The organism is Abyssicoccus albus (assembly GCF_003815035.1).
Taxonomy (GTDB): domain Bacteria; phylum Bacillota; class Bacilli; order Staphylococcales; family Abyssicoccaceae; genus Abyssicoccus; species Abyssicoccus albus.
This window is the reverse complement of sequence record NZ_RKRK01000004.1, coordinates 81,540-105,033: the sequence shown is the minus strand read 5'-3', so window position 1 is coordinate 105,033 and position 23,494 is coordinate 81,540. Positions and strand designations below refer to the sequence as shown.

Below are 23,494 nucleotides of genomic sequence, written 5' to 3'. Positions count from 1 at the left end.
AATTTATATTTAATCCACTTATATTTTATAATAGTTACTCGGTATATACAATCGTTTAACCTTTATATTGGTGTCTCTTTTGTGAATTTTTTTACAAACATTTAGCTTTATCATATAAATTTATATATATATATATATATATATATATATATGAGTTAAAAATTTACAAAAAATTAAACAATTGTTATTTGTCGAATGTTAAAATAAATGTATATCAATAGGGAGGTAAATAATGAAAAAAATATACATAGTTTCTATTACTAGTTGTTTGTTACTGTCAGCATGTCAAAGTTCATCAGAAGATAATAACGAAAATTCAACAGAAGTAGTTGAAGATAAAGAAGTGAATGAGAATGAACAATCATCACAAGAGAATTCTAATGAAGAAGAAACAACAGAAGAGTCAAAAGCTAAGAAAGCAGAAGGTGATGAACAGGAAAATTCTACTGAAGAAATAGCAGCAGTTGAAGATAATGAAGGTTCTGAGGATGAAGTAACTGAAGAGTCAGAAGAAGATACATCTAATAATAGTAACTCGTTAAGTGGAGATGTGAGTTGGATATCTGAAGATGGTTCAATAGATATAATGGATGAAAACTTTATCAAATCAGCGTTAGATGTTAACACTGAAGGGTTTGGCAAATTTAAAAATGGACTTCCTATGAGTGAAATAGAGAATAAGTATGAAGTGACAAGTAGACGTGGAGGTCTAATTGGTATTGGACCAACATTTGAGTTTAATGAATTGGTAGTTTTACCTGATGAGAAAAAAGGTGAAGTTGCTAAAGTTGGAATAGCGGATATCCATAACGATGAATATGGCGAAAAAGAAATTCGTGAAAAGTATGGCGATCCATTCCACAGAATTATTAGTAATACTACTGATCAAACGGGTAAAGTTTTATATTTTCATGAAAATCCTCTTCAAAATGAAATGTTAGTGATGAATTTTGATGGTGAAAAAATAAGAATGGAAAAGGTACCAATAAATAGTACAATGTTTCTAACAGTAAATTCAACAACATTAGATGCAAGTGAATTTGCATTGAATTATAGTAATATGGATTCAAGTATTGGTCAACAAATAAAGGATGAATTTAAAACAATGGGTTACATTCCGAAAGTCATTGGCAATGATAAGATGATTACAAGTAGGACCTTTTTCTTTGGGAATCATGGTGGTGGTGACACATACATTAAGTCTAGTGATGGTGAAATTATGATAGCAACTCAAGATTCACCAGGGTATGATGGATATGATATTCATGCTTTATTTTACTTTACTGCTTATACACCGAATGATGGGGTAGTCGACTTAACTCAAGATCCAATTTCTAATCTTTCAACTGCTGAAGCATATGGTAATGAAGTGAAACCAGAAACTGAAATGGAGAAATATGTATTTGCTGATAATGGTAAAGTGTATAAAGCTACATTCAATCAAGATAATATTGCGGCAGGTACGTATGCAAAACCGAATATAAAAATTGATAGACATGGGAGAGACATGTTGTTTAAGCCAATTGATGATGCAGAAGTACTCAAACTGTTTAAAGAAAGTATTAATAGACATATCTGGCCTTACAACAATGAACACGAATATCAAGGGGAATAAAATTTTAAAAGAGTCTAGGATAAAAGTAGTTCAATAAGCTCAAAAAAGAGTTATAAAAAATGAATTACTTATGCCTAGACTCTTTGTATTTCTTGTCGTAATCAGAGTATTTGTGATTTTCTCTGAATACGAGGTTGATTTTGATTGATTTTCCTGTGGTATTCAGAGTATTTACGATTTACTCTGAATACGAGGCTGATTTTGATTGATTTTCCTGTGGTATTCAGAGTATTTACGATTTATTCTGATTGCAGAAAAAGAATCGAAGTCACTAAATAGTATTTTCTTATCTAGTTAAAAATAAATAGAATATTTATCTTGTAATGTCCAAACATCTTTCTATTATAACAAATTAATAGTTTTGAACCGCTTCTATAATATCCTCATCACCGTCTATAATTTGAAATTCCTTACCGATGGTATTATCGTTGTTAATTACTTGTAACAACACATCTGCAACTGCTTCTCTTGAAATAGAACCTAATTCAACCTGTTCGGCTAAGTTTACTTTACCAGTACTCGGTGTGTTTTCAAGTTTACCAGGATGAACAATTGTATAGTCTAGTCCTGATCCTCTTAACCAAATATCCGCATAGTGCTTTGCAATGACATACGGTCTGAACGATTCAGGGGCTTCTTCTATCGCCTTACGTGTTGTATCAAATGATGAAACCATAATGAATCGCTTAATATTTTTTGATTTAGCAGCTTCTATTACTTTAACCGCACCATCTAAATCAATAAACATGGTTTGATCCGCACCAGTATGACCACCAGAACCAGCCGAGAATACGATTGAATCGATATTGTTCAAACCATCTTCAATGGTTTGTTGGTTGTCCATTAAATCAATCAATCTCGTCTCAACTCCGATTGAGTTAAATTGTTCTATCTGGTCTTCACGTCTAACCATAGCGATTGGATTATGCTTACCTTCGTCCTTCATTTTATGAACAAGTTGTTTCGCAACTTGTCCATTTGCACCTACGATTAATATATTCATATGAACACTCCTTATCGATTAGTTATTTTAAGTGTAACAATGGAATGATTTTGTGTGAAATATATGGCTTATAAAAGTCAGTAGAGACTAGAAGCTTGAAAGATGAGTACATCTACATATATAAACTATTAAGATTTATATTTTGTTTAAATCTATCTTAATGAGTATATTAATAAGTATAAGTAAATAATATAATTACAAAGAAAGAAGGATTTAAATGACACAATTAATTCCATATTTAACTTTTGAAAACACGAAAGAAGCTTTAGAATATTACGAAAGTCTATTCGGAGCAAAAAACATTAACCGCATGCCTGTATCAGCGGAACAGGCAGAACATTTTGGTGTTGAGCAAAGTGATGCGGATAACAGTACGATGCATGCGGAGTTCGAAATTTTAGGTCATAAGCTTTATGCTGCGGATCGATTTGGTGATGATGCTGAATTTACAGATGCAATGAAACTATCGTTGTCTTATGACAAGACCGATAAAGAAAATAGCGAAGCGGTGAAACAATTATTCAAAAAAGTAGCAGGCGATACTAATTCGATCGTTGTTGCAGAACTAGACGTTCAATTTTGGGGTGGAGAGTTTGGTGCTGTAAAAGATAAGTATGGTATTCATTGGATGTTTAATGGTAATTAAAATTGTTTTAGACTACTAATGATGACCAGTGATAGAACAATAGTGATTATTTATTAAATGAATAGCATTTAAAATAAGGTTAAGACAATATAGCGAATATGCCATATTGTCTTTTTTGTAAGTTTTAAAAACAAGTAATTAAGGTATAATATACATATAATTAATAGAATATAAACAAAATGAGGGGTATACATCAATGAGACTATTTCATGTGAGTGAGCAGAGTGATATTGATCAATTTGAGCCGAGAATGCATGATGAATTAAAACGTGAGGTTGTATGGGCAGTGGATGATGATCATTTACCTAATTATTTGTTACCTAGAGATTGCCCAAGAGTTTGTGTCATTAACCGCAAATTAAATACGTATCAAATTGATGTGCCTAAATCTTATAAAGAAGAAGTGTTGAAGAAGAAAATTTATATTTATGAAATGCCTCTAGAACAATTTGAAGAAATTGACTCAAATGCAGGTTACTATATTTCTACTGACGTTGTTAAACCATTAAGTGTGAATACTGTAGCCGATTGTGTTCGAGCTCAACGTGCTTTTGATGTGAAACTTGTATTTAATGAAGCGTTCAGAGAAAGAGCTGAGAAAGTTGCTAAATCAAAAGGTGAATGGTCAATTATTCGATATAGAATATAAGTAAATAAATTATTAAAGAGTTTAAAAATTAATTGATATAATTAATAACTGCATATAATAATATCCAATACAAAAATTAAATTTCTTATATGTCTATACTTGTTATAGCAATAAAAGTACATAATAAAATAAATGAATAAACATAAATTAATAGAATTGTGGTGATTGTATGAAAGTTGGTATTGTTGGTTTCGGATTATCTGGTGTCAGTGTCCTTCATGAGTTAGCTTCTTATCCTCTATTTAAAGAAATGGATATTTATATCTTTGATAAACCTTCTCGTTTTGCAAAAGGAGAACCGTTTGAAGATGATGATAAGACATTATTGTTAAATATGGAACGTAAAGATATGAACTTCAAAGCACATACGACACCGCTGACATTTGATAGTTATGTCAATTTACATCATCCACAATATCAATCATTAAATTATTTACCTAGGAAGTTTTTTGGTGAATATTTATATAGTCAATACGAAGCGTTATATGACAATATCGGTGATGGTATTACCGAAGTGTATCAACGTGTTGACAGTATAGAACGTAATAATGATGGATCCTTTGATTTGAATGTCAACGATGCCATCTATCGCGTTGATGCACTTTTCTTATGTATTGGAACATTACCGTTGCATGATCCTTATGAACTTCAAGGCACACCAGGCTATCATTATTTACCATATCCATTGAATAAAAATATTACCAATATTAACGATGATGAACATATTGGTATCTTAGGTTCTGGTCTTGCTTCTATTGATATCATGAGGTATTTAATTATTAATAGTTATAATCAGCATATTCACATCGTGAGTCGTGGTGGTGAGATGCCAGCGGTACGTGGTTATGAGCAAGATGTTAGTTTGAAATATTTTATTTTGGAAGATTTAAAGAATTATGTTGATGACTATGAAACAATCCCATTAAATGTGCTAATCAAATGGTTCATAGAGGAATGTGAATTAAATGGAATTCCATACAAATCACTAGTTCATAGAAAACAAGGTCAAGTGACTGAAGAGTTGCAATATGACTTAGAACATTTAGATGAAGTAGGTCGTTATCAATCACTAATTAAAGCGGTTAATCCTGTTATTTCTTTTATATGGATACATATGACCATTGATGATCGTAAGAAGTTCTTAGCTGAATATGGTGATGCACTTAAATTAGACCTATCTCCAATGCCGCCACATGTTGCGGCGTGGATTATCGAACAGATTGAAGAAGGTTCAATCAAGTCATATGAAGATGTAGAACAGATTGAGTCGACTGAACAAGGGTTTAAGATTCATTTTGATTCAAGTCAGGAAGATTTAATGGTGAATCGATTAATTAATGCTACAGGTCAAATTTTAAATATCGAATCATTAAATGAAGATCATATACTTCATCAACTTTATAAACAACGTGTTATCGATGATCATCCATTAGGTGGAATTAATGTAGAACCGAGTAGTCAATGTGTTATCAAACCGGATGGGGAAGTATTAAATCAATTTATGGTGCTCGGTCATACAACTTCTGGTGTCAATTACGTGTCTAATTCAGTAAGTATACTACAAAAACAAGCCGCTCAAGTTGTGAGGCATTGGATGAATAATTAGGTTGAGGGGGATGAGAATATGTTGGTTAACAATACAGCATTAGTACTCGAAGGCGGTGGACTTCGTGGTATGTATACTGCAGGCGTATTAGAGTATTTCATGACGCAGTCATTATACTTCAAATATAATATTGGTGTCAGTGCAGGATGTAGTGTTGCGGCAAGTTATATTTCACGACAACCCGGTCGAACACGGACGGCCAATGTAGATTATGTTAGAGATAAGCGGTTTTTGTCGATTGGTAATTATATAAAGAATCAAGAGTTCCTAGGTATGGATTTTATTTACCACACCATTCCTAACGAGCTCGTACCATTTGACATGGACACTTTCTTAAAATCCGAAGAAGATTTAGTCATTGTCGCGACGGATGCACATACAGCGCATCCAATCTATTATAAGAAGTCGGACATTAAAGAGGATATTATGACAGCGCTTCGTGCAAGTAGTGCATTACCGTTTATGACGCAACCTGTCCATTTCAAAGGTTATACACTATATGATGGAGGAATTGTAGACCCTATCCCTTATCGAAGAGCGATGACGGATGGATATGATAAGCAAATTGTCATACTCACTCGACCGGTTGGTTATCGTAAAAGTGAGAGACGTCATTTAATGAAACTAAGACGCTACCCTGAAGTAAATAAAGCACTTAGTAAAAGAGCACGACTTTATAATGATACGTTGGACGCATTAGAACAAAGGGTCACATCGAATAATGCGTATATTATTCAACCATCTGTTGATTTAAAGGTAGATCGGATGGAAAAAGATCAACGTAAATTACTAAAGTTGTATCAATTAGGTTATGAAGATGCAAAGAGACATCACAAAACATTACTAGACTTTATTTACGAACATGAGCAGAGTGAAAAGCATATCAAGTGAGGGAATATATGGGTCACATTACATCATCTAAATCTACCAATACAAGCACAACAAAAAAACAGCCTTTAAGACAAGTATTGCATACATGGGAACTTTGGTTCTTATTACTTATGATGGCGTTGATTATATTATTAGTACTGTCTGAGCAAAAGTCTGATAAGGAGAAAGCAATGATTCAATCAAAATATAGTTTGGAAGAAAATGCTGCAATGCAACTTGATAAAGCACAACCAATGATGACTGAAGGTAATCAATTTGAAAAAGCAGAGCTAAAAGATATTGAAAGTGCAATGAAATTACCTTCAAGTGATACGACATCTGTGCAGCTTTTGAAGATCAATCAATATCGTCCACTTGATATAAAAAAGGCGACTCAATATTTGAAGAAGAAAGGTATATTAAAAGGATTGGCAAAAGACTTTGATGAAGCAGGGCAAAAACATAACGTTGATCCGAGGTATTTAATCGCACACGCAACAATTGAGACTGGTCATGGTCAATCAAAGCTTGCTAAAGGGATTGCAGATAAAGAAGAAAATCAAACGTATTATAACTTTTTTGGGATTGGTGCATTTGATTCTACTGCAATTTCTTCAGGGACAGCACATGCAAAAAAAGAAGCATGGACATCCCCGGAAAAAGCAATTGACGGTGGTGCAAAGTTTATTCGAGATGAATATTTTGATCAAGGTCAAATCACATTATATGAAATGCGCTGGAATCCAGAGAAACCAGCAACTCATCAATATGCAACAGATATTAAATGGTCACTTCATATCGGTCAAATGATGAAGCAACTCATTGATGAAACAGAACTCGAAGAGAATGATTTTCGGAAAGTGGTTTTTAAAGATGAATAAGTAAATTATCAATAACTGTTCATTCATCAATTAATACATCAGTCTTTGAACCGTTCAATTCTCCTTACTTGTATAGACTAATTGACCTTCAACAAATGTGTATAACACTTTGAAATTTTGATCATAGATAACTAAGTCGGCATCTTTTCCGACAGAAATGCTTCCTTTACGATCATATAAATTAAATAGTTTAGCAGGATTTGTTGCTGACATTTCAATTAATGCATTGATATCACATTGAGTATATCGATGCATATTTTTTAATGCTTGATTCATCGTTAAAGTACTTCCAGCGATTGTTCCATCTCGAAGTGTAGCTTTCTGATCTTTAACATACACTGGTTGTCCTCCTAAGTCATAATCGCCATCGGATAGACCAGCTGCGCGCATACTATCGGTAATCAATATGATACGTTCACTTGATTTACTTTTATATGTAAAGTGAACAACATCTTCGGTGATGTGAATCCCATCGACAATGAGTTCAACATCAATGTCATCATTCATTAAGCTATAACCAACGACACCAAGTTCACGATGATGAAGCGGACGCATTGCATTGTACAGATGTGTCGCTTTATTAATACTTGTATTCTTTAACTGATCTGCTGTGGCGTTCGTATGACCAAATGATGGGACAATTCCATTGTCATTTATTAATTGATAAAAAGAAGAATCCTCAACTTCTTCAGGTGCGAACGTCATTTGTTTTATTAAACCAGGATACTTTGAAACCAATGAATACAAATGATTATGTGTTGGTTTCATTATATGCTTTGGATCTTGGGCACCAGGATAGACCGGTGAAATGAATGGACCTTCAAGATGGACACCGATAATGCATGCGCCAGATACTTTTTCTTGATATTGATACACAGTGTTCAATGCATTATTGATTGAAGATATGTCAGTCGTCATTGTTGTCGGCATAAATGAAGTCGTACCTGTGCTTGGTAAATAATTTGATAATCCTTCTAAGCTTTCAAATGTAGCATCCATCGTATCAAAGGAATTTGCGCCGTGAATATGTGTATCTATCGCCCCAGGAATAATGAGTGCATCATCATCGATATGCAGATCCACCACTAAATCATTAACGTTGTTGTAAATTGCTTTAATTTTTTTACCCTCTATCTCAATAGCACCATTTTTAATTTGACGATTCTCTGAACAAATTGTTCCACCTGCAATTATCATAAAATACTCCTCACTTAAATATAGATTTACTCAGAAGCTATTGGTATACTCAAGTTAATTATATAGATTAGGAGGGTGTTGTACAATGATGGCATATTTACAAAGAATGGGTCGTTCATTAATGTTGCCAATTGCAGTATTGCCAGCTGCAGCCTTATTACTAGGCTTTGGATATTTAATTACTAATTTAAATGGTGGAGAAGAGATGATGATCTCAGCTTTAATGACAAAGGCTGGAGATGCCATTTTAGGGCATATTGCAACGTTATTTGCTGTTGGTTTAGCATTTGGTATGGCCAAGGAGAAAGACGGAGCGGCTGCAATCACTGGTATTGTTGCGTTCCTTACAATTACGACATTGTTGTCGCCTGAGACTGTGGCAAGTCTTAAAGGAATAGATGTTGAATCTGTTGATATGGCATTTGAAAATATAGAAAAGAACGTATTTATAGGGATATTATCTGGTTTAATTGCAGCAGCTACATATAATGGATTTAGTCAAATAAAGTTACCTGATTTTCTCGCGTTTTTTAGTGGTAAGAGGTTGCCATCAATTATGGTTGCTGGAATGATGATTATCATTTCTTTGATTATGTTATTTTTATGGCCAATATTGTTTGGTGGCTTAGTTGCTTTTGGTACTTCAATTAGTGAGCTTGGTGCTGTAGGTGCAGGAATATATGGGTTCTTTAATAGACTTTTAATACCTGTAGGCTTACATCATGCTTTAAATTCAGTATTTTGGTTTGATACAGTAGGAATTAATGACATTGGTAACTTCTGGAGTGGAGAAGGTGAGAAAGGTATTACTGGTCGATATCAAGCTGGTTTCTTCCCTGTAATGATGTTTGGTTTACCAGCAGCGTGTTTAGCGATGTATCATACTGCAAATAAAGAAAATAAAAAGATGGTTGGATCATTACTATCAGCAGCGGCATTAACTGCATTTTTAACGGGTGTAACAGAGCCGATTGAATTCTCATTTATGTTCTTAGCCCCAGTTTTATATGTAATACATGCGCTATTAATGGGATTATCTTTATTTATGGCAGCATCTTTTCAATGGATTGCAGGTTTTGCGTTTAGTGGCGGTGCGATTGACTTCTTTTTAAGTTCATCACTGCCATTAGCAAACAAACCGTATATGCTTATTTTACAAGGGTTAGTATTTGCTTTAATTTATTATTTCGTGTTTAGATTTGCTATTTTGAAGTTTGATTTGAAAACGCCTGGAAGAACACAAATGAAAGAGAATGTAACGGATTTGAATACATTAAATAAAAATCAAAATAGTAATGATAAATATGACCAACAGGCAGTTGGTATTTTGAAAGGATTAGGTGGAGCAAGTAATATTAAAGAACTGAACTATTGTACTACGCGTCTAAGACTCGAAGTAAAAGATGCAAAATTGATCAATGAGTCACAGATCAAAGATGCAGGAGCATATGGTGTGAAGAAAATTAGCGATGAAAATGTTCATGTTGTCGTGGGTACGCACGTAGAACATGTCGCTGAAGCATTTAAAAAGTGCCTTACTAAAGGTTGAACCAAATGATTAGAAAATGTACGATGAATGATTTGGAACAATTAAGAGATATCGCACATGATACATTTGATGATACGTTCAGACCTCAAAATAAAAAAGAAAACATTGATGCTTATTTAAAACGAACGTTTACATTAGATCGAGTGAAAGAAGAGTTAGTAAACCCGAATTCAATGTTTTATTTTTTAGTGAATGACGATGGGAATCACGAGGATATTATTGGATATTTAAAGTTGAATATTAATGATGCTCAAACAGAATCTATGGGTGATGATGCTTTAGAGATTGAGAGAATATACGTGAGGAAAGAATACCATCGCAATGGGTATGGTCAACAATTGTTTGATTATGCTGTAATGAAATCTAAATTATTAGAACGTAATTTTATTTGGTTAGGCGTATGGGAGAAGAATCAACAAGCGATTGAATTTTATCGAGCACAGGGCTTTGATAAAATTGATGCGCATTCATTTATGATGGGTGATGAAGAACAAGTGGATTATATTATGAAAAAAAGTATTCCAAAGTAATTCATTGATTGTATGATGAGTTGGATTCAAGTATTCTTAAAGTACCTAATCATAAAGGATGGTTATATGAAACAACTTGAGATTTATATAAGAGAAACGATTCAAGACTTATGGAATGGTGAAGAGTTTGTAAGTAACATCCAAGAAGCGATTGCTGAGAAGGTTAAAGAAATTCGTGAGTATATTGAACAAGAACTCGTATCAATGAATGAGACAATATCGAACCAAACCTCATCAGTTCAAGAACAGGTGGATGGTTTATTATCTCTACTTCAATTGGGACTTTTTATGGTGATAGCATTACCCTTTGTGTTTTTTTTAATGACGTTATGGATTATGAGAAGTAATCATAAAAGACGTACAGAAAATCTAAAATTAGAAATTGAGAGAGAGTTAATTAAGAAATATGATATGAAGCCGAAAGACTTAAGTCGTTATAAATAAATTGTGATAGAGAAAAGTACCGTAACATTTGAGATGTTACGGTACTTTCTTTGAGTTAAGATTATAAAGTATTAATCTAATTTTTTGAGTTTAAATTATTAATATTTATGCTTTTTTAGGCTTTAATACACCAAGTAATAATGCTTCGATTACTGTTCCTACTATTAATGAAATGAATAATCCGAGTAGGTGAGGTTTGTCTAACCAAAATACGAATACACCGCCGTGTGGTGCATTAATATTTGCACCAAATGCCATTGCTGTTGCAGCAGCTGTAGCACTTGCGATCACCATTGATGGGATAACACGTAATGGATCTTGTGCTGCGAATGGAATCGCACCTTCTGTAATAAATGACAGTCCCATAATAATGTTCGTCGGACCTGATGCACGTTCAGCTGGTGTAAACTTATTTTTGAATGCGATGGTTGCAACACTGATAGCTAGTGGAGGGATCATACCACCAATCATCGCGGCTGTAATTGGTGCAGCATTACCGCCTTCGAGTGCTGCGATTCCAAATACATACGCTGCTTTATTGAAAGGACCACCCATATCAATCGCCATCATTCCTCCAAGTACAAGGCCTAAAATGATAACACTTGAACCATTTAATCCTTCTAGAGTTGTGTTCATCCATTCATTAATTGAACTTGCGACTGGGTTGATTGCAAAAATCATGAGCAAACCAGTTATTGCAATACCGAATAATGGGTATAATAACATCGGTTTTAATCCATCTAAAGCTTGAGGTAGTGGTGCAAATACTTTTTTTAGTAATTGAACTAAATAACCAGCTAAAAATCCTGCAATTAATCCACCGATAAAACCAGAATTTCCGTTCATTGCAATCATCCCGCCAACCATACCTGGTGCAAGACCTGGTCTATCTGCAATACTCATTGCGATAAACCCTGCAAGTACTGGGACCATCAGTGCGAATGCATTAGCGCCACCAATTGTATTCAAGGCTTCTGCAAAAACGTTATACTGTTCGCTGTCAGGGTCTGCTGATTTAATTCCCCAGAAGAAAGATAATGCAATGAGTATACCACCACCGACAACAAATGGAAGCATATTAGATACACCATTCATTAGATGTCTATATATTGTGTTACCAATACCACCTTGTTGTTCATCTGATTGGTTTTGCTCTGATTGTGACTGATTAGCTTTGAAAGGAACTCTCGATGAATCTTGAGCTTTGCTAATTAATTCTTCAGACTTATGAATACCGTCTGCAACAGGGACTTGAACAACATTCTTACCATTAAATCGAGCAACATCGACATTAACATCTGCTGCAACGATAACGCCATCAGCATGTTCGATATCTTCTTTCGTTAGTTTGTTCTTCACACCACTTGAGCCATTTGTTTCGACTTTCATATCGACATTCATTTCTTTGGCTTTATTCATCAATGCATCTTTCGCCATATAAGTATGAGCGATACCTGTAGGGCAGGCAGTGACAGCGATGATAAAAGGTTTATCACCTGATGTTGAAGCGTCAACAACTTCTTCCTCTTCAGAGTTATCTGATTCATATTGATCAATTATGCTTAGAATTTCTTCTTTACTCTCTGCATTTAATAATTTATTTCGTATTTCTTCATTCATTAGCATACCTGAAAGTTTAGCAAGTGCATCTAAATGCGTTTGAGCACCATTTGCTGGTGCGGCAATCATGAAGAAAAGATTAGACGGTTGACCATCGAATGCTTCGTATTCAACACCGTCTCTAGAGCGACCGAACATGATAGCAGGTTTATTGACAGCATCTGTCTTTGCATGAGGAATTGCGATGCCATCACCCATTCCTGTTGTTGATTGTTCTTCACGAGCAATGATTGCATCGGTGAATGATTGTAGATCATTGATAAAGTTATTCTTGTATAAAACACCTGCTAATTCAGAGATTACTTCTTTTTTAGAAGACGATTTTAAGTCCATTAACATATTTTCTTTCACGAGCAGGTCTGTAATTTTCATTTTTTTCACCCTTTATTTTTTATTTTTCTTTTTTAATTAGTTTATATACTTTATTTATCGATCATATATCTATATCTATATCTATCGATGATTTACCTATGATAACTTTTGAACTTTAATTTCATTAATCAATTTTAATACTTCATCTTTTTGCGCAAGGTCACTACTGAACGCTGTTGCACTCCCACTCGCGACAGCGTATTTCAATGTCTTTAAGTGATTATATTGGTGCTCACGGGCATAAATGAATCCAGCGACAGTCGAATCACCAGCACCGACGGTATTGATGACTTCACCTGTTGGGGTCAATGCTTTGTATACTTCATTATCGGTAATTAATAGAGCACCGTCTTCACCCATTGATACGATAACTGTTTGAACACCTTGATCAATAATTTTGCGGGCATGTGAAATAATATCTTCATCAGATGTAAATGTAGTGTCAAACATTGCCTCAAGTTCATGGATGTTAGGTTTATAGAGTAGCGGTTTATATTCGAAAGTCTGGGTTGCTAATTCTTTTTCGGCATCGATGATAAATGGTATTTGTTTTTCATTACAAAGTTTGGCAATTTCTTTGTAAAGTGTTTTGCCGTGACCTTTAGCGCTACTACCTGATACTACGACTAAATCATTAGGTGTTAGTATGTTAATTTGATCAAGTAATTGTTTGCACTGTGATTCATTGACGATAGGGCCACTAGCGTTAATTTCGGTCTCATTTTCAGATTTAATTTTGACATTGATGCGTGTGTCACGGTCGAGTGTTATAAATTGTGACTTGATGTCATATTTCTCTAATTCATCAAGAATGAATCGACCTGTAAAGCCGCCGATATATCCAGTGGCTGTTGAATCTATTTCAAGCGTTTTTAACAATCTTGATACGTTAATCCCTTTGCCACCAGCATATTTTTCTGTTCGAGTTGTTCGATTTAGTTCGCCAACCGTCATCTGTTGAGTGAACATGACATAATCGATAGATGGGTTTAAAGTGATTGTATAGATCATAGTTGACCTCCTAATTGTAATGATTATTTTGATAGGTGAATGGATGACATATTTGAGTATTGCTTGATATATGGATTATCTTTATTCGTAATAATTTCACATTCATCGAGTTGTGCAAAACGATGAAAAGCAATTTCATTAAATTTACTTTCATCGGCAAGAATAAAGCTTTGTTTTGATTGACTAATGGCAACTTGTTTCATGTTGGATTCTAAACTATCGGGTGTTGTAAAGCCTGCTTTCAGGTCAATACCATTCGCACCGATAAAAGCGATGTCAAAATTAAGTTGTTCTAACATTTTAATCGCTTGATAGCCGATAATCGCTTGTGTATTCATCTTAATTTGACCTCCAACTAGAGTCGTGTTAATGCCTTGTTGTAACAATGCATGGGCATGATTTAATCCATTCGTTACAACATGAATATGTTTAGGTAAAAAAGCAATTAACTCATAAGTTGATGAACCAGCATCAATAAATAATAAACTTTCCTCTGTAATCAATTTGCTTGCAGCTTTGGCGATTGCAACTTTCTCATCATGAAAAAGTTGTTGCTTAATCGTCATATCTTGATCAATAATTTGCCGTGTTATCTTTTGAGCACCACCGTGCACACGTTTGAGCTTATTTAATGATTCTAATGTCGATAAGTCTCTTCGAATTGTTGATTCACTTGCACCTGTTAAATCGCATAGTTGTTGAAGTGTTGCGGAATTATAATCGTTTACATAATTTAGTATTTTTTCATGTCGATTGACTGTTAGCACTATATCATCCCCTTGATTTAAGTTCATTATAAAGCGCTATCAAAAATAAGTCAATCAAAAACGATATAAAACAATCAAATACAATCAATTGGAAATTGACTTTTTAAAATACGATAAAAAAACTGAAGACTTCATCTTTAAAAATGATTTGTCTTCAGTGTTTTAATTGTTAGTATTAAGTTATGTTGCTACATCATCTGTTTATAAAAATAATTTCCAAGTACATCATTTACATCATGTACGACAACGAAAGCATTTTCATCGTATTCAGCGATCAGTCTTTTAACACGTGTTAATTGGTTCTTAGTAATAACGACATATAGAATATCTTTATCTTCTTGAGTGTAGTATCCGCGACCATTCATGATCGTCACACCGCGCCCTATATATTGTGTAACTTGTCTTGCGATGAAGTCAGGACGATCTGATATAATTGTTACTGCTTTTTTCGGATTCATCCCTTCGATGATGAAATCCATTGTTTTAGTTGCAACATATAATGCAATCACGGTGAGTAAAACATTTTCTAATGGTATGACGGTTACTGAAACCGCAACGATCATTAAATCAAAAATAAGAAGTGCAATAGGAATACTGATTTCGAAATGTTTGTTTATTAATCTAGCTAAGATCGTTGTCCCAGCAGTTGTTGCACCGATTCTAACAATAAGTCCTATACCAATTCCAACAAATAAACCACCGAACACCGTATTAATTAATAGTTGATCAGTTTCAATTTGCCATGACTCAGTGAAATGAAGGAATAAAGAAATCATTATAATGGCTAGAATTGTATAATTCATAGAGCGCTTACTTAAATATTTATATCCGACAAAAAGCAATACTAAGTTAATAAGAAATGATGAAATCGCAGGTGAAATACCGAATGCATAAAGTAATATAAGAGAAATACCTGTGACACCACCTTCTCCAAGCTCGCCAGCGATCATAAATGTATTTACACCAATGGCAAATATGAATGAACCAATGATGACAGATGAGATATTAAATAGAGTATCTTGAGTGAACTTCATAATAAACCTCCTTATTCATAAAGTGAAGAAGCCCTCTAAAATAAGAGGACTTCTTCTATACACACTTCAATTATACAGATTATTATCATAATTAAAAGTGCAACTCAATAATTTAATTAAACTGTTAACTCAACGTCTACGTTGCCATCAATTGCTTTAGAATAAGGGCAGAATGCGTGTGCTTTTTCCATATATTCTTTAGTCTTCGCTTCGTCTAAACTATCAATCTCTGACTTCAATGTTACTGCGATGCGTAAGTCTTTATCATCACCTTCAGCGTAATCATTTAATGAAACGTTAGCGCTTGTCTTACATTCGTTAAATTCAACGTTGTCGTTTGAAAGCATTAATTGTAATGCACCATTGAAACAAGAAGCATAACCAGCAGCGAATAATTGTTCAGGGTTTGTATTTGTCCCTGATTCAGAATCAGAACCACCTGGTTTTTTAATTGTAAATTCACTTTTACCTGATGGAGATACAACTTTACCTTCACGACCACCTGTGTTAATCATTTCTGTTGAGAATAATTCTTTAGCCATTTCAAATCTCTCCCTTAATAATAAAATTTATATTCATATTTAGTTTATATTTAATGTTATTCCCAATATTATTAAATATAAACATAATAGTTTAGACAAAATATAATATAAGATATATAATCTATGGAATATCGTTCATAAAAGTAAAATAAGTATTAAATTGAATGATATCAAATTGAATTTAATAACATCTAATTGATTCGTAAATATAATTATATCAATGAAGTAGGTAGATGAATATGTTTGAAGTAACGCTTGTGATGCTATTAATCATAGTTCTTAGCATACGAAAAATGAATATAGTATTAGTGCTAACGTTAGCGAGTATCATATTAGGTTTTTTAGCACATATGGATATACTTTCAATGATTGAAACATATAGCCACGGTATTATGAACGGTGCTGAGATTGCATTAAGTTATGCATTGCTCGGTGGGTTTGCGGCGTTAATATCTTATAGTGGTGTTACAGAGTATATTGTCATGCAAGTGATTGAAAAATTGAATCTTAGTAGTACAAAGAAGCATAAAATTATTGTCAAAATAATTTTGATTATGATTTTAACAACACTATCTATGATGAGTCAAAATTTAATACCGATACACATTGCTTTTATACCAATCGTCATTCCACCAATGTTAAGTTTATTTAACGAGCTTCAAATGAATCGTAAACTCATCGCAGTTATTTTAACTTTTGGATTAACATTTCCATACATGTTATTTCCTTTTGGTTTTGGTCAAATTTATCATAAAACTATTCAAAGGGCGTTTATCGATCAAGATGTGACTATTCCATTTAATGAAATTTTCTATGCAATGCTTTATCCCGCTTTAGGAATGTTGATTGGATTAGTTATTTCAGTATTTGTTTATAATAAGGATAGAAAATATAGAAAAGCTTTTGAAGGTGGGTATAATCAAAACAAGGTAAATCATAAATTTAATAATAATAATAATAAAAGTAAACCATTTAAAAAGTATGATATTGTTGTCATATTGATTGCGATTATAAGTATGTTAATTGTGCAACTTTATACAGACTCAATGATATTTGGAGCCTTATGTGGTATTTTAAGTTATTTTTTATTTTATATTAAGCAATGGTCCTTACTTGATTCGAAAGTTATTGAAGGAATGCAAACGATGGCTTATATATCAATGATTATGTTATCAGCGAATGGTTTTAGTCATGTTCTCACTGAAAGTGGAAAAGTTAAAGAAGCGGTAAATGAAATTGGGAAGTTAGAAAATAGCCCTGATAGTTTAGTGATCTTTGTTATGCTAATCATTGGCTTAGTCATTACGTTAGGTATAGGTTCATCTTTTGCAACAATACCTATTATCGGCTCTATTTTTATTCCACTCGGTTTGGAACTTGAATTATCGTTGACTTCTTTATTAATTATTGTTGGCACAGCAGGAGCATTGGGAGATGCCGGGTCACCGTCAAGTGATTCAACACTTGGTCCGACAGCTGGTTTGAATATGGATGGTCAACATGACCATATTAATGATACTTGTATACCAACCTTTATTTATTTAGCAATTCCCTTATTTATCTTTGGATGGGTGAGTGCTGTCATTTTTGCATAACGAATAAGAAGAACTGCGATAACAAAATTGCAGTTCTTCTTATTCGTATTATATTTTAAAATGATATAAAATCTTCAATATCTATTGATGATTTTTTTCGATACACTAATTTCTAGCAATGTTTCGTTATTTTATACCATCTATATCGATTAATTAATTTAATGGGGAAAGGACAATTCAAGATATGAATAATTTTGTAGACTTATTTGAAATTAAACAAATAAATCATGATCAAACAAATGGAATATTTAAATTTGAAATGCCTATTACTGATATATGTAAGCAACCGTTTGGATATTTACATGGTGGTGTGAGTGTTGCATTTGCTGAAACCGCATGTAGTATGGCAGCGATGGAGGTCATTTGCGATGATCAAATTGCTTTCGGTATAGAAATTAACGCCAATCATGTTAAATCAAAGCGTGAAGGTATTCTTTATGCAACTGCTAAGTCTTTACATATTGGTAAATCAAGTCATGTGTGGAGCGTTGAAATTACAGATGAAGCAGATGAGCTCATTTGCGTTTCAAGATGTACAATGGCAATTCGTAATAAATGATAGAAGGTTATATCTAGAAGGTTAAAATCTAAGGAGTGTTAAATTGTATATGAATGAAAGTTTCGATGGGTTATATGAATCAATTGTAATTGATAAAGTGTTATTGAAGTCTCAAGGAGAGTATAGTAAAGGTTATGGAAGCTATAAAATAGATGGCAATGAGTTTATCTTTATTGAGTGTGTTAATATCGATATATTAACGAAATTGAACGACTATGCGAATGCTCAACAGTCGTTCAATCAATTAACAATTAATACTAAAGACGATAGAAAAATTTATATTAAAGGGACGATTCACGTTCAAAGTAGAGTTGGTAATATTGTTTGTTTACATGTCGTTCACTAATAAATAGATTAATTGCATCATTTATTAATTTGTTAAATTATTAAATGATTATATAATATCTTTTAACGTTTTTTGGTCAAACACTTTCATGAACGCATGTAGTCCCTCATGTAATAACAATTGAAGTCCACATTGATCAATAATTGGACAAGTATTGTTTTGACGATCAAAACATTCTACTAAATTGAATGATTCTTCCGTTTCTCTTAATAAGGTACCAAGGTTTATTTCACTTGGTGCTTTTTTTAGTTTGATACCACCACCACGACCTCTAATCGTTTCGATATATCCTGTTCGAGCTAAATGATTAACGATTTTTGTCAAATGATTCTTACTTATATTATAAAATTTAGCAACATCAGAAATCTGTGTGATTTGTTTATTGTCTTGCTCATTACGAGCTAAAAATATTAATGTTCTTAATGCATAATCAGAATACATAGTTAATCTCATCACTATTCACTAACCTTTCATTAGCTTTTCAATATATTACACACTTATATTGATGTCAATATGTTCATAATTATTCTTCTAAAAAATATCTTTAATTCAAAATAATTATATATTAAATATACTTTAAAGGAAAGCGTACATTTTTATGACAATTTATTAAATTCATTGAATGAATAAGTTAATTATTCTACAATTAGTAAAGAAGTATATTAAATGTATGTTATTTAGGAGGATTATTTATTATGGAAGAATCGAAAAAAGATATCATCAAAGCAACCGTACCTGTACTAGAGCAACATGGTGAAACAATCACGACGGTTTTCTATCAAAATATGTTCGAAGAGCATCCGGAACTATTGAATTTCTTTAATAAAACAAACCAAAAAGTTGGGCGTCAACCGAACGCTTTGGCGACGACGGTCTTAGCAGCTGCTAAACATATTGATAATCTAGATGCCATTGTGCCTTTCGTTATTCAAATTGCTCATAAACATAGAGCGTTACAAATCATGCCGGAACATTATCCGATTGTTGGTAAACATTTAATTAAAGCAATTAAAGAAGTATTAGGTGAAGCTGCAACACCTGAAATTATAGATGCGTGGACTGAATATTACGGAGTAATTGCAGATATATTCATCAAAGTAGAAAAAGATATGTATGAAGCAGCAGATTGGGAAGCATTCAAACCATTTAAAGTGGTCGATAAAATTAAGCAATCTGAAGACGTGACAGAATTTATCGTAAAGCCAGTTGACGGAGAAATGCCAAACGTTCAAGCTGGATTATATATTACAGTAAATATTCCATCTATTGATGGAGAATACGATGCTAAGCGCCATTATTCAATTTCTTCAATTGATACGACTAAAGGGATACATTTCGCTGTCAAAAAAGAGGGTCAAGGAGAAACAACTGGTGTTGTGAGTCATTATATGCATGATCAATTAAATATTGGTGATTCTATTGAGTTATCTGCACCAGCAGGTGACTTCGTGCTAGAAGATATAGATGCTCTAGAAGAAGTACTGTTCTTATCTGGTGGTGTTGGCGTAACTCCTATAATTAGTATGTTGGAACAGCTTGTTCACGATGAATATAAAGGTCAAGTGAACTGGGTTCAATCGTGCTATAATGCATCACAACATCCATTTAAAGAAAAAGTGGAGTCATTAAAAGGTGAAATAGAAAACTTCAATGAAAATATTGTCTATTCTGAAGTAGACGGTCACTTATCGAAAGAACAGTTAGCACAATACGTTAACGATACAACTCAAGTGTATATGTGCGGATCACCATCATTTATGGAAACAATGTTAGATCTATTACAACAACTTGATGTCGATATGAATCGTATTCATTTCGAGCCACTAGGACCTAAGATGAGTGTTGTACAATTATAATTTAACATTAAAGCAAAGTTATCGAAATATAAAATATTAGATAAAACATACAGATTTTAAATGGCTTCTAAAAGTTCAACTTTTGGATAGTAGTTAAAATCTGTATGTTTATATATAAAGGTTAATTATTTTCAAATAGGGAATACTTATAAAGGTTATATATAGAAATTATAAATGATTAGAAAACTATACATAAATTAAGTATCCATTAATAGTAATCAATATTTAGATGTGGTTGAATGAGTATATGAGGTGAGCTTTTGATGATTAAATTTAGCAATGTAACAAAAAAATATGGAGATAAAGTTGCAGTGGATGGGCTATCTTTTAATGTTGAAGAAGGAGAATTCTTTGTACTCGTTGGTCCGTCTGGTTGTGGTAAAACAACTACACTTAAGATGATCAATCGATTAATTCCGTTGACATCGGGTTATATTTATTTCAAAGATAAACCGTTATCAGATTATAATATAAATAAAATGCGATTTGACATTGGATATGTACTGCAACAGATTGCATTATTCCCACATATGACTGTACGTGACAATATCGCTCAAGTTCCAATGATGTTAGGTTGGGATAAAAAAAGAATCAATGACCGGGTAGAATCATTACTTGAGATGGTCGGCTTAGAAGGTAAACAATATATGAATCGTTATCCTGATGAATTATCTGGCGGGCAGAAGCAAAGAATCGGTGTATGTCGAGCTCTAGCTGCTGATCCACCCGTCATTTTGATGGATGAACCATTTAGTGCACTTGATCCAATTAGTCGAGAATCATTACAACAAGATTTATTAGATTTACAAGCGAAAATAAAAAAAACAATTATATTTGTTACTCATGATATGGATGAAGCCATGAAACTTGCTGATAGAATTTGTATATTGAAAAATGGTGCAATTGAACAAATTGGAACGCCAGATGAATTAGTGAATCAACCAGCAAGTGAATTTGTTAGACAATTTATTGGAACTAAGCATTCAATACATACGGCTAAAGATATTATGGTACCAGTAGAGTTAAAAGAGGATATTAATAATTATGGTTCTAAATCTAATGAGTATATGGTTGTTAATATCAATGAACCATTAGATCATTTATTGAAACATTTAACAAATAACGAAAAAATATTTGTAGTCAATGATGAAGAGCAACTAGTTGGTTATGTTACAACGTCAAGTATGATTGAATTTCTAGCTCAAAATGGCTTAAATGGAGGTGGTAAATCATGATGGAATTATGGTCAACCTTTATTGAACGTCAAGATACATTATGGAATACATTAGTTGAGCATATGCAATTATCCTTAATTTCACTATTTATTGCTGTATTGATTGCTGTTCCAATAGGGATTATACTAACGAAATTTAAATCCATTGCTGAAATCGTCATTAACATTACTGCGATTATGCAGACAATTCCTTCTCTTGCAATATTAGGTTTGATGATTCCATTGTTTGGGATTGGTAAAGTTCCTGCAATCATAGCGTTAGTTATTTATGCATTGCTACCTATACTTCGAAATACATATACAGGTATTAAAGAAGTAGATCCTTCATTAATTGAGGCAGCACGTGGTATCGGAATGAATAACCGAAGAAGATTATTGCAAGTTGAATTACCCCTTGCAATGCCTGTTGTGATGGCAGGTATTCGTACCAGTATGGTATTAATTATTGGAACAGCAACACTTGCTGCACTTATTGGAGCAGGTGGACTTGGTGATTTAATATTGCTTGGAATTGACCGTAATGATACAAGTCTCATTTTACTTGGTGCAATTCCCGCAGCAGTACTTGCGATTGTGTTTGATTTAATTTTAAGATGGTTACAACATCGATCGTTCAAGACAATGATGATTGCATTGTTAAGTTTTATTGTCATTATCGCATTGACGATGTTAATCATGTTTGCCTTTAATAAAGATAAAGACGTTGTCATAGCAGGGAAACTCGGTGCAGAACCAGAAATTATTACATCAATGTACAAGCAATTAATCGAAGAAAAAACAGATTATAATGTTGAAGTGAAGCCTGGTTTAGGTAAGACAAGCTTCTTGTTTAAGGCACTTCAAAATGATGATATTGATGGGTATTTAGAATTTACTGGAACCGTTCTTGCGACGTTTACCGAAGAGACACCTACATCAAATGATGAACAAGCTGTTTATGAGCAAGCAAATAACGCACTTCAAGAAGAGTATGGTATGACAATGCTAAAACCGATGAAGTTCAATAATACGTATGCGCTGGCAGTAAAAAAAGAATATGCTAAAAAACATGAACTAAAAACAATATCTGACTTGAAAAAAGTAGAAGATGAAATAAAAGTAGGATTCACATTAGAATTCAACGATAGAGAAGATGGCTATAAAGGAATTCAAAAGGAATACAACTTGAACTTTGAAGAAGTAAATACGATGGAACCTAAAATTCGATATCAAGCGATTGAAAGTGGAGATATTGACTTGATTGATGCATATGCAACAGATGGTGAGTTAAAGAAATATAATATGGTTGTGTTAGAAGATGATCAGAAATTATTCCCACCATATCAAGGCGCACCATTATTTAAAGAAAATTTTATTAAAGACAATCCTGAAATAAAAGAAGCATTAAATCAATTAGCGGGTAAAATTACACAAGAAGAAATGCAAGCAATGAACTATAGAGTTGGCATTGAAGGTGAAGATGCATCAACTGTATCAGAAGAATTCTTAAAATCTAAAGGCTTAGTTGACTAATTTACTTATATTTTGGATATTAATTTTTAATGTTAAGAGAATGTATTGAAAATGAT

The 23,494-nt window shown here is 33.1% G+C and carries 23 protein-coding genes; 15 read left to right on the top strand and 8 right to left on the bottom strand.

Going from position 1 to position 23,494, the window contains the following annotated elements; genetic code table 11:
* Positions 1 to 232 precede the first annotated feature (232 nt).
* Positions 233 to 1,615 (top strand): hypothetical protein, encoded by a 1,383-nt coding sequence (locus EDD62_RS07610; RefSeq protein WP_123808293.1) that lies wholly within the window; start codon positions 233 to 235, stop codon positions 1,613 to 1,615.
* A 352-nt stretch (positions 1,616 to 1,967) separates the two neighbouring features.
* Here the strand turns inward: EDD62_RS07610 and EDD62_RS07605 are convergent, their stop codons facing one another.
* Entirely contained in the window at positions 1,968 to 2,618 is a 651-nt protein-coding gene (locus EDD62_RS07605) for an SDR family oxidoreductase (RefSeq protein ID WP_123808290.1), read from the bottom strand.
* 217 nt (positions 2,619 to 2,835) lie between these two features.
* On the opposite strand from EDD62_RS07605, the gene EDD62_RS07600 reads away from it, so the two are divergent.
* From EDD62_RS07600 to EDD62_RS07580, 5 genes are all read left to right on the top strand, one after another.
* Entirely contained in the window at positions 2,836 to 3,264 is a 429-nt protein-coding gene (locus EDD62_RS07600; RefSeq protein ID WP_123808287.1) for a VOC family protein, read from the top strand.
* Positions 3,265 to 3,460: 196 nt separating this feature from the next.
* Entirely contained in the window at positions 3,461 to 3,913 is a 453-nt protein-coding gene (locus EDD62_RS07595) for a DUF6886 family protein (RefSeq protein WP_123808284.1), read from the top strand.
* 169 nt (positions 3,914 to 4,082) lie between these two features.
* The gene (locus EDD62_RS07590) at positions 4,083 to 5,519 is read left to right on the top strand and encodes an FAD/NAD(P)-binding protein (RefSeq protein WP_123808281.1); all 1,437 of its coding nucleotides are present in this window, start codon (positions 4,083 to 4,085) and stop codon (positions 5,517 to 5,519) included.
* 18 nt (positions 5,520 to 5,537) lie between these two features.
* Positions 5,538 to 6,410, top strand: a complete 873-nt coding sequence (locus tag EDD62_RS07585) for a patatin-like phospholipase family protein (RefSeq protein WP_249037358.1) — start codon at positions 5,538 to 5,540, stop codon at positions 6,408 to 6,410.
* A gap of 8 nt (positions 6,411 to 6,418) precedes the next feature.
* On the top strand, positions 6,419 to 7,270 hold the full coding sequence (locus tag EDD62_RS07580; protein ID WP_123808279.1) for an N-acetylglucosaminidase: 852 nt from the start codon (positions 6,419 to 6,421) through the stop codon (positions 7,268 to 7,270).
* Positions 7,271 to 7,324: 54 nt separating this feature from the next.
* On the opposite strand, the gene nagA is transcribed toward EDD62_RS07580, so the two are convergent.
* Positions 7,325 to 8,467 (bottom strand): N-acetylglucosamine-6-phosphate deacetylase, encoded by a 1,143-nt coding sequence (nagA, locus tag EDD62_RS07575; protein WP_123808275.1) that lies wholly within the window; start codon positions 8,465 to 8,467, stop codon positions 7,325 to 7,327.
* Positions 8,468 to 8,552: 85 nt separating this feature from the next.
* Here nagA and nagE point away from each other — a divergent pair, with 85 nt between their 5' ends.
* The 3 genes from nagE (at position 8,553) to EDD62_RS07560 (ending at position 10,990) form a co-directional block, all read left to right on the top strand.
* Complete coding sequence (gene nagE, locus EDD62_RS07570; protein ID WP_123808273.1) at positions 8,553 to 10,016, top strand: N-acetylglucosamine-specific PTS transporter subunit IIBC; 1,464 nt, start codon at positions 8,553 to 8,555, stop codon at positions 10,014 to 10,016.
* 5 nt (positions 10,017 to 10,021) lie between these two features.
* Positions 10,022 to 10,546, top strand: coding sequence for a GNAT family N-acetyltransferase (locus EDD62_RS07565; RefSeq protein WP_123808271.1), 525 nt, complete (start codon positions 10,022 to 10,024; stop codon positions 10,544 to 10,546).
* Positions 10,547 to 10,612: 66 nt separating this feature from the next.
* Positions 10,613 to 10,990 (top strand): hypothetical protein, encoded by a 378-nt coding sequence (locus EDD62_RS07560; RefSeq protein ID WP_123808269.1) that lies wholly within the window; start codon positions 10,613 to 10,615, stop codon positions 10,988 to 10,990.
* 105 nt (positions 10,991 to 11,095) lie between these two features.
* Here the strand turns inward: EDD62_RS07560 and EDD62_RS07555 are convergent, their stop codons facing one another.
* The 5 genes from EDD62_RS07555 to EDD62_RS07535 all read right to left on the bottom strand — a co-directional run bounded on the left by EDD62_RS07555 (position 11,096) and on the right by EDD62_RS07535 (position 16,336).
* Complete coding sequence (locus EDD62_RS07555) at positions 11,096 to 12,982, bottom strand: PTS fructose transporter subunit IIABC (RefSeq protein WP_123808267.1); 1,887 nt, start codon at positions 12,980 to 12,982, stop codon at positions 11,096 to 11,098.
* A 96-nt stretch (positions 12,983 to 13,078) separates the two neighbouring features.
* On the bottom strand, positions 13,079 to 13,993 hold the full coding sequence (gene pfkB, locus EDD62_RS07550) for a 1-phosphofructokinase (RefSeq protein ID WP_123808265.1): 915 nt from the start codon (positions 13,991 to 13,993) through the stop codon (positions 13,079 to 13,081).
* Between the two features lie 23 nt (positions 13,994 to 14,016).
* Positions 14,017 to 14,787, bottom strand: a complete 771-nt coding sequence (locus EDD62_RS07545; protein WP_123808263.1) for a DeoR/GlpR family DNA-binding transcription regulator — start codon at positions 14,785 to 14,787, stop codon at positions 14,017 to 14,019.
* A gap of 161 nt (positions 14,788 to 14,948) precedes the next feature.
* Complete coding sequence (locus tag EDD62_RS07540; RefSeq protein ID WP_123808261.1) at positions 14,949 to 15,794, bottom strand: YitT family protein; 846 nt, start codon at positions 15,792 to 15,794, stop codon at positions 14,949 to 14,951.
* 116 nt (positions 15,795 to 15,910) lie between these two features.
* A complete protein-coding gene (locus tag EDD62_RS07535; protein WP_123808259.1) occupies positions 15,911 to 16,336 on the bottom strand; it encodes an Ohr family peroxiredoxin in 426 nt (141 codons plus the stop codon).
* Positions 16,337 to 16,569: 233 nt separating this feature from the next.
* On the opposite strand from EDD62_RS07535, the gene EDD62_RS07530 reads away from it, so the two are divergent.
* The 3 genes from EDD62_RS07530 (at position 16,570) to EDD62_RS07520 (ending at position 18,836) form a co-directional block, all read left to right on the top strand.
* Positions 16,570 to 17,931, top strand: coding sequence for a Na+/H+ antiporter NhaC family protein (locus tag EDD62_RS07530; protein WP_123808257.1), 1,362 nt, complete (start codon positions 16,570 to 16,572; stop codon positions 17,929 to 17,931).
* 184 nt (positions 17,932 to 18,115) lie between these two features.
* Positions 18,116 to 18,490 (top strand): PaaI family thioesterase, encoded by a 375-nt coding sequence (locus tag EDD62_RS07525; protein WP_123808255.1) that lies wholly within the window; start codon positions 18,116 to 18,118, stop codon positions 18,488 to 18,490.
* Between the two features lie 43 nt (positions 18,491 to 18,533).
* A complete protein-coding gene (locus EDD62_RS07520) occupies positions 18,534 to 18,836 on the top strand; it encodes a hypothetical protein (protein WP_148086844.1) in 303 nt (100 codons plus the stop codon).
* Positions 18,837 to 18,884: 48 nt separating this feature from the next.
* On the opposite strand, the gene EDD62_RS07515 is transcribed toward EDD62_RS07520, so the two are convergent.
* Positions 18,885 to 19,289: an RrF2 family transcriptional regulator gene (locus tag EDD62_RS07515; RefSeq protein WP_123808251.1), complete on the bottom strand. Its 405-nt coding sequence runs from the start codon at positions 19,287 to 19,289 to the stop codon at positions 18,885 to 18,887.
* Between the two features lie 242 nt (positions 19,290 to 19,531).
* Between EDD62_RS07515 and EDD62_RS07510 the strand changes: the two genes are divergently transcribed.
* The 3 genes from EDD62_RS07510 (at position 19,532) to EDD62_RS07500 (ending at position 23,438) form a co-directional block, all read left to right on the top strand.
* Positions 19,532 to 20,692: a globin domain-containing protein gene (locus EDD62_RS07510; protein WP_170152807.1), complete on the top strand. Its 1,161-nt coding sequence runs from the start codon at positions 19,532 to 19,534 to the stop codon at positions 20,690 to 20,692.
* Between the two features lie 263 nt (positions 20,693 to 20,955).
* The gene (locus EDD62_RS07505; RefSeq protein ID WP_123808247.1) at positions 20,956 to 21,927 is read left to right on the top strand and encodes an ABC transporter ATP-binding protein; all 972 of its coding nucleotides are present in this window, start codon (positions 20,956 to 20,958) and stop codon (positions 21,925 to 21,927) included.
* The gene (locus tag EDD62_RS07500) at positions 21,924 to 23,438 is read left to right on the top strand and encodes an ABC transporter permease/substrate-binding protein (RefSeq protein WP_123808245.1); all 1,515 of its coding nucleotides are present in this window, start codon (positions 21,924 to 21,926) and stop codon (positions 23,436 to 23,438) included. The genes EDD62_RS07505 and EDD62_RS07500 overlap by 4 nt, the downstream gene beginning before the upstream one ends.
* Positions 23,439 to 23,494 lie beyond the last annotated feature (56 nt).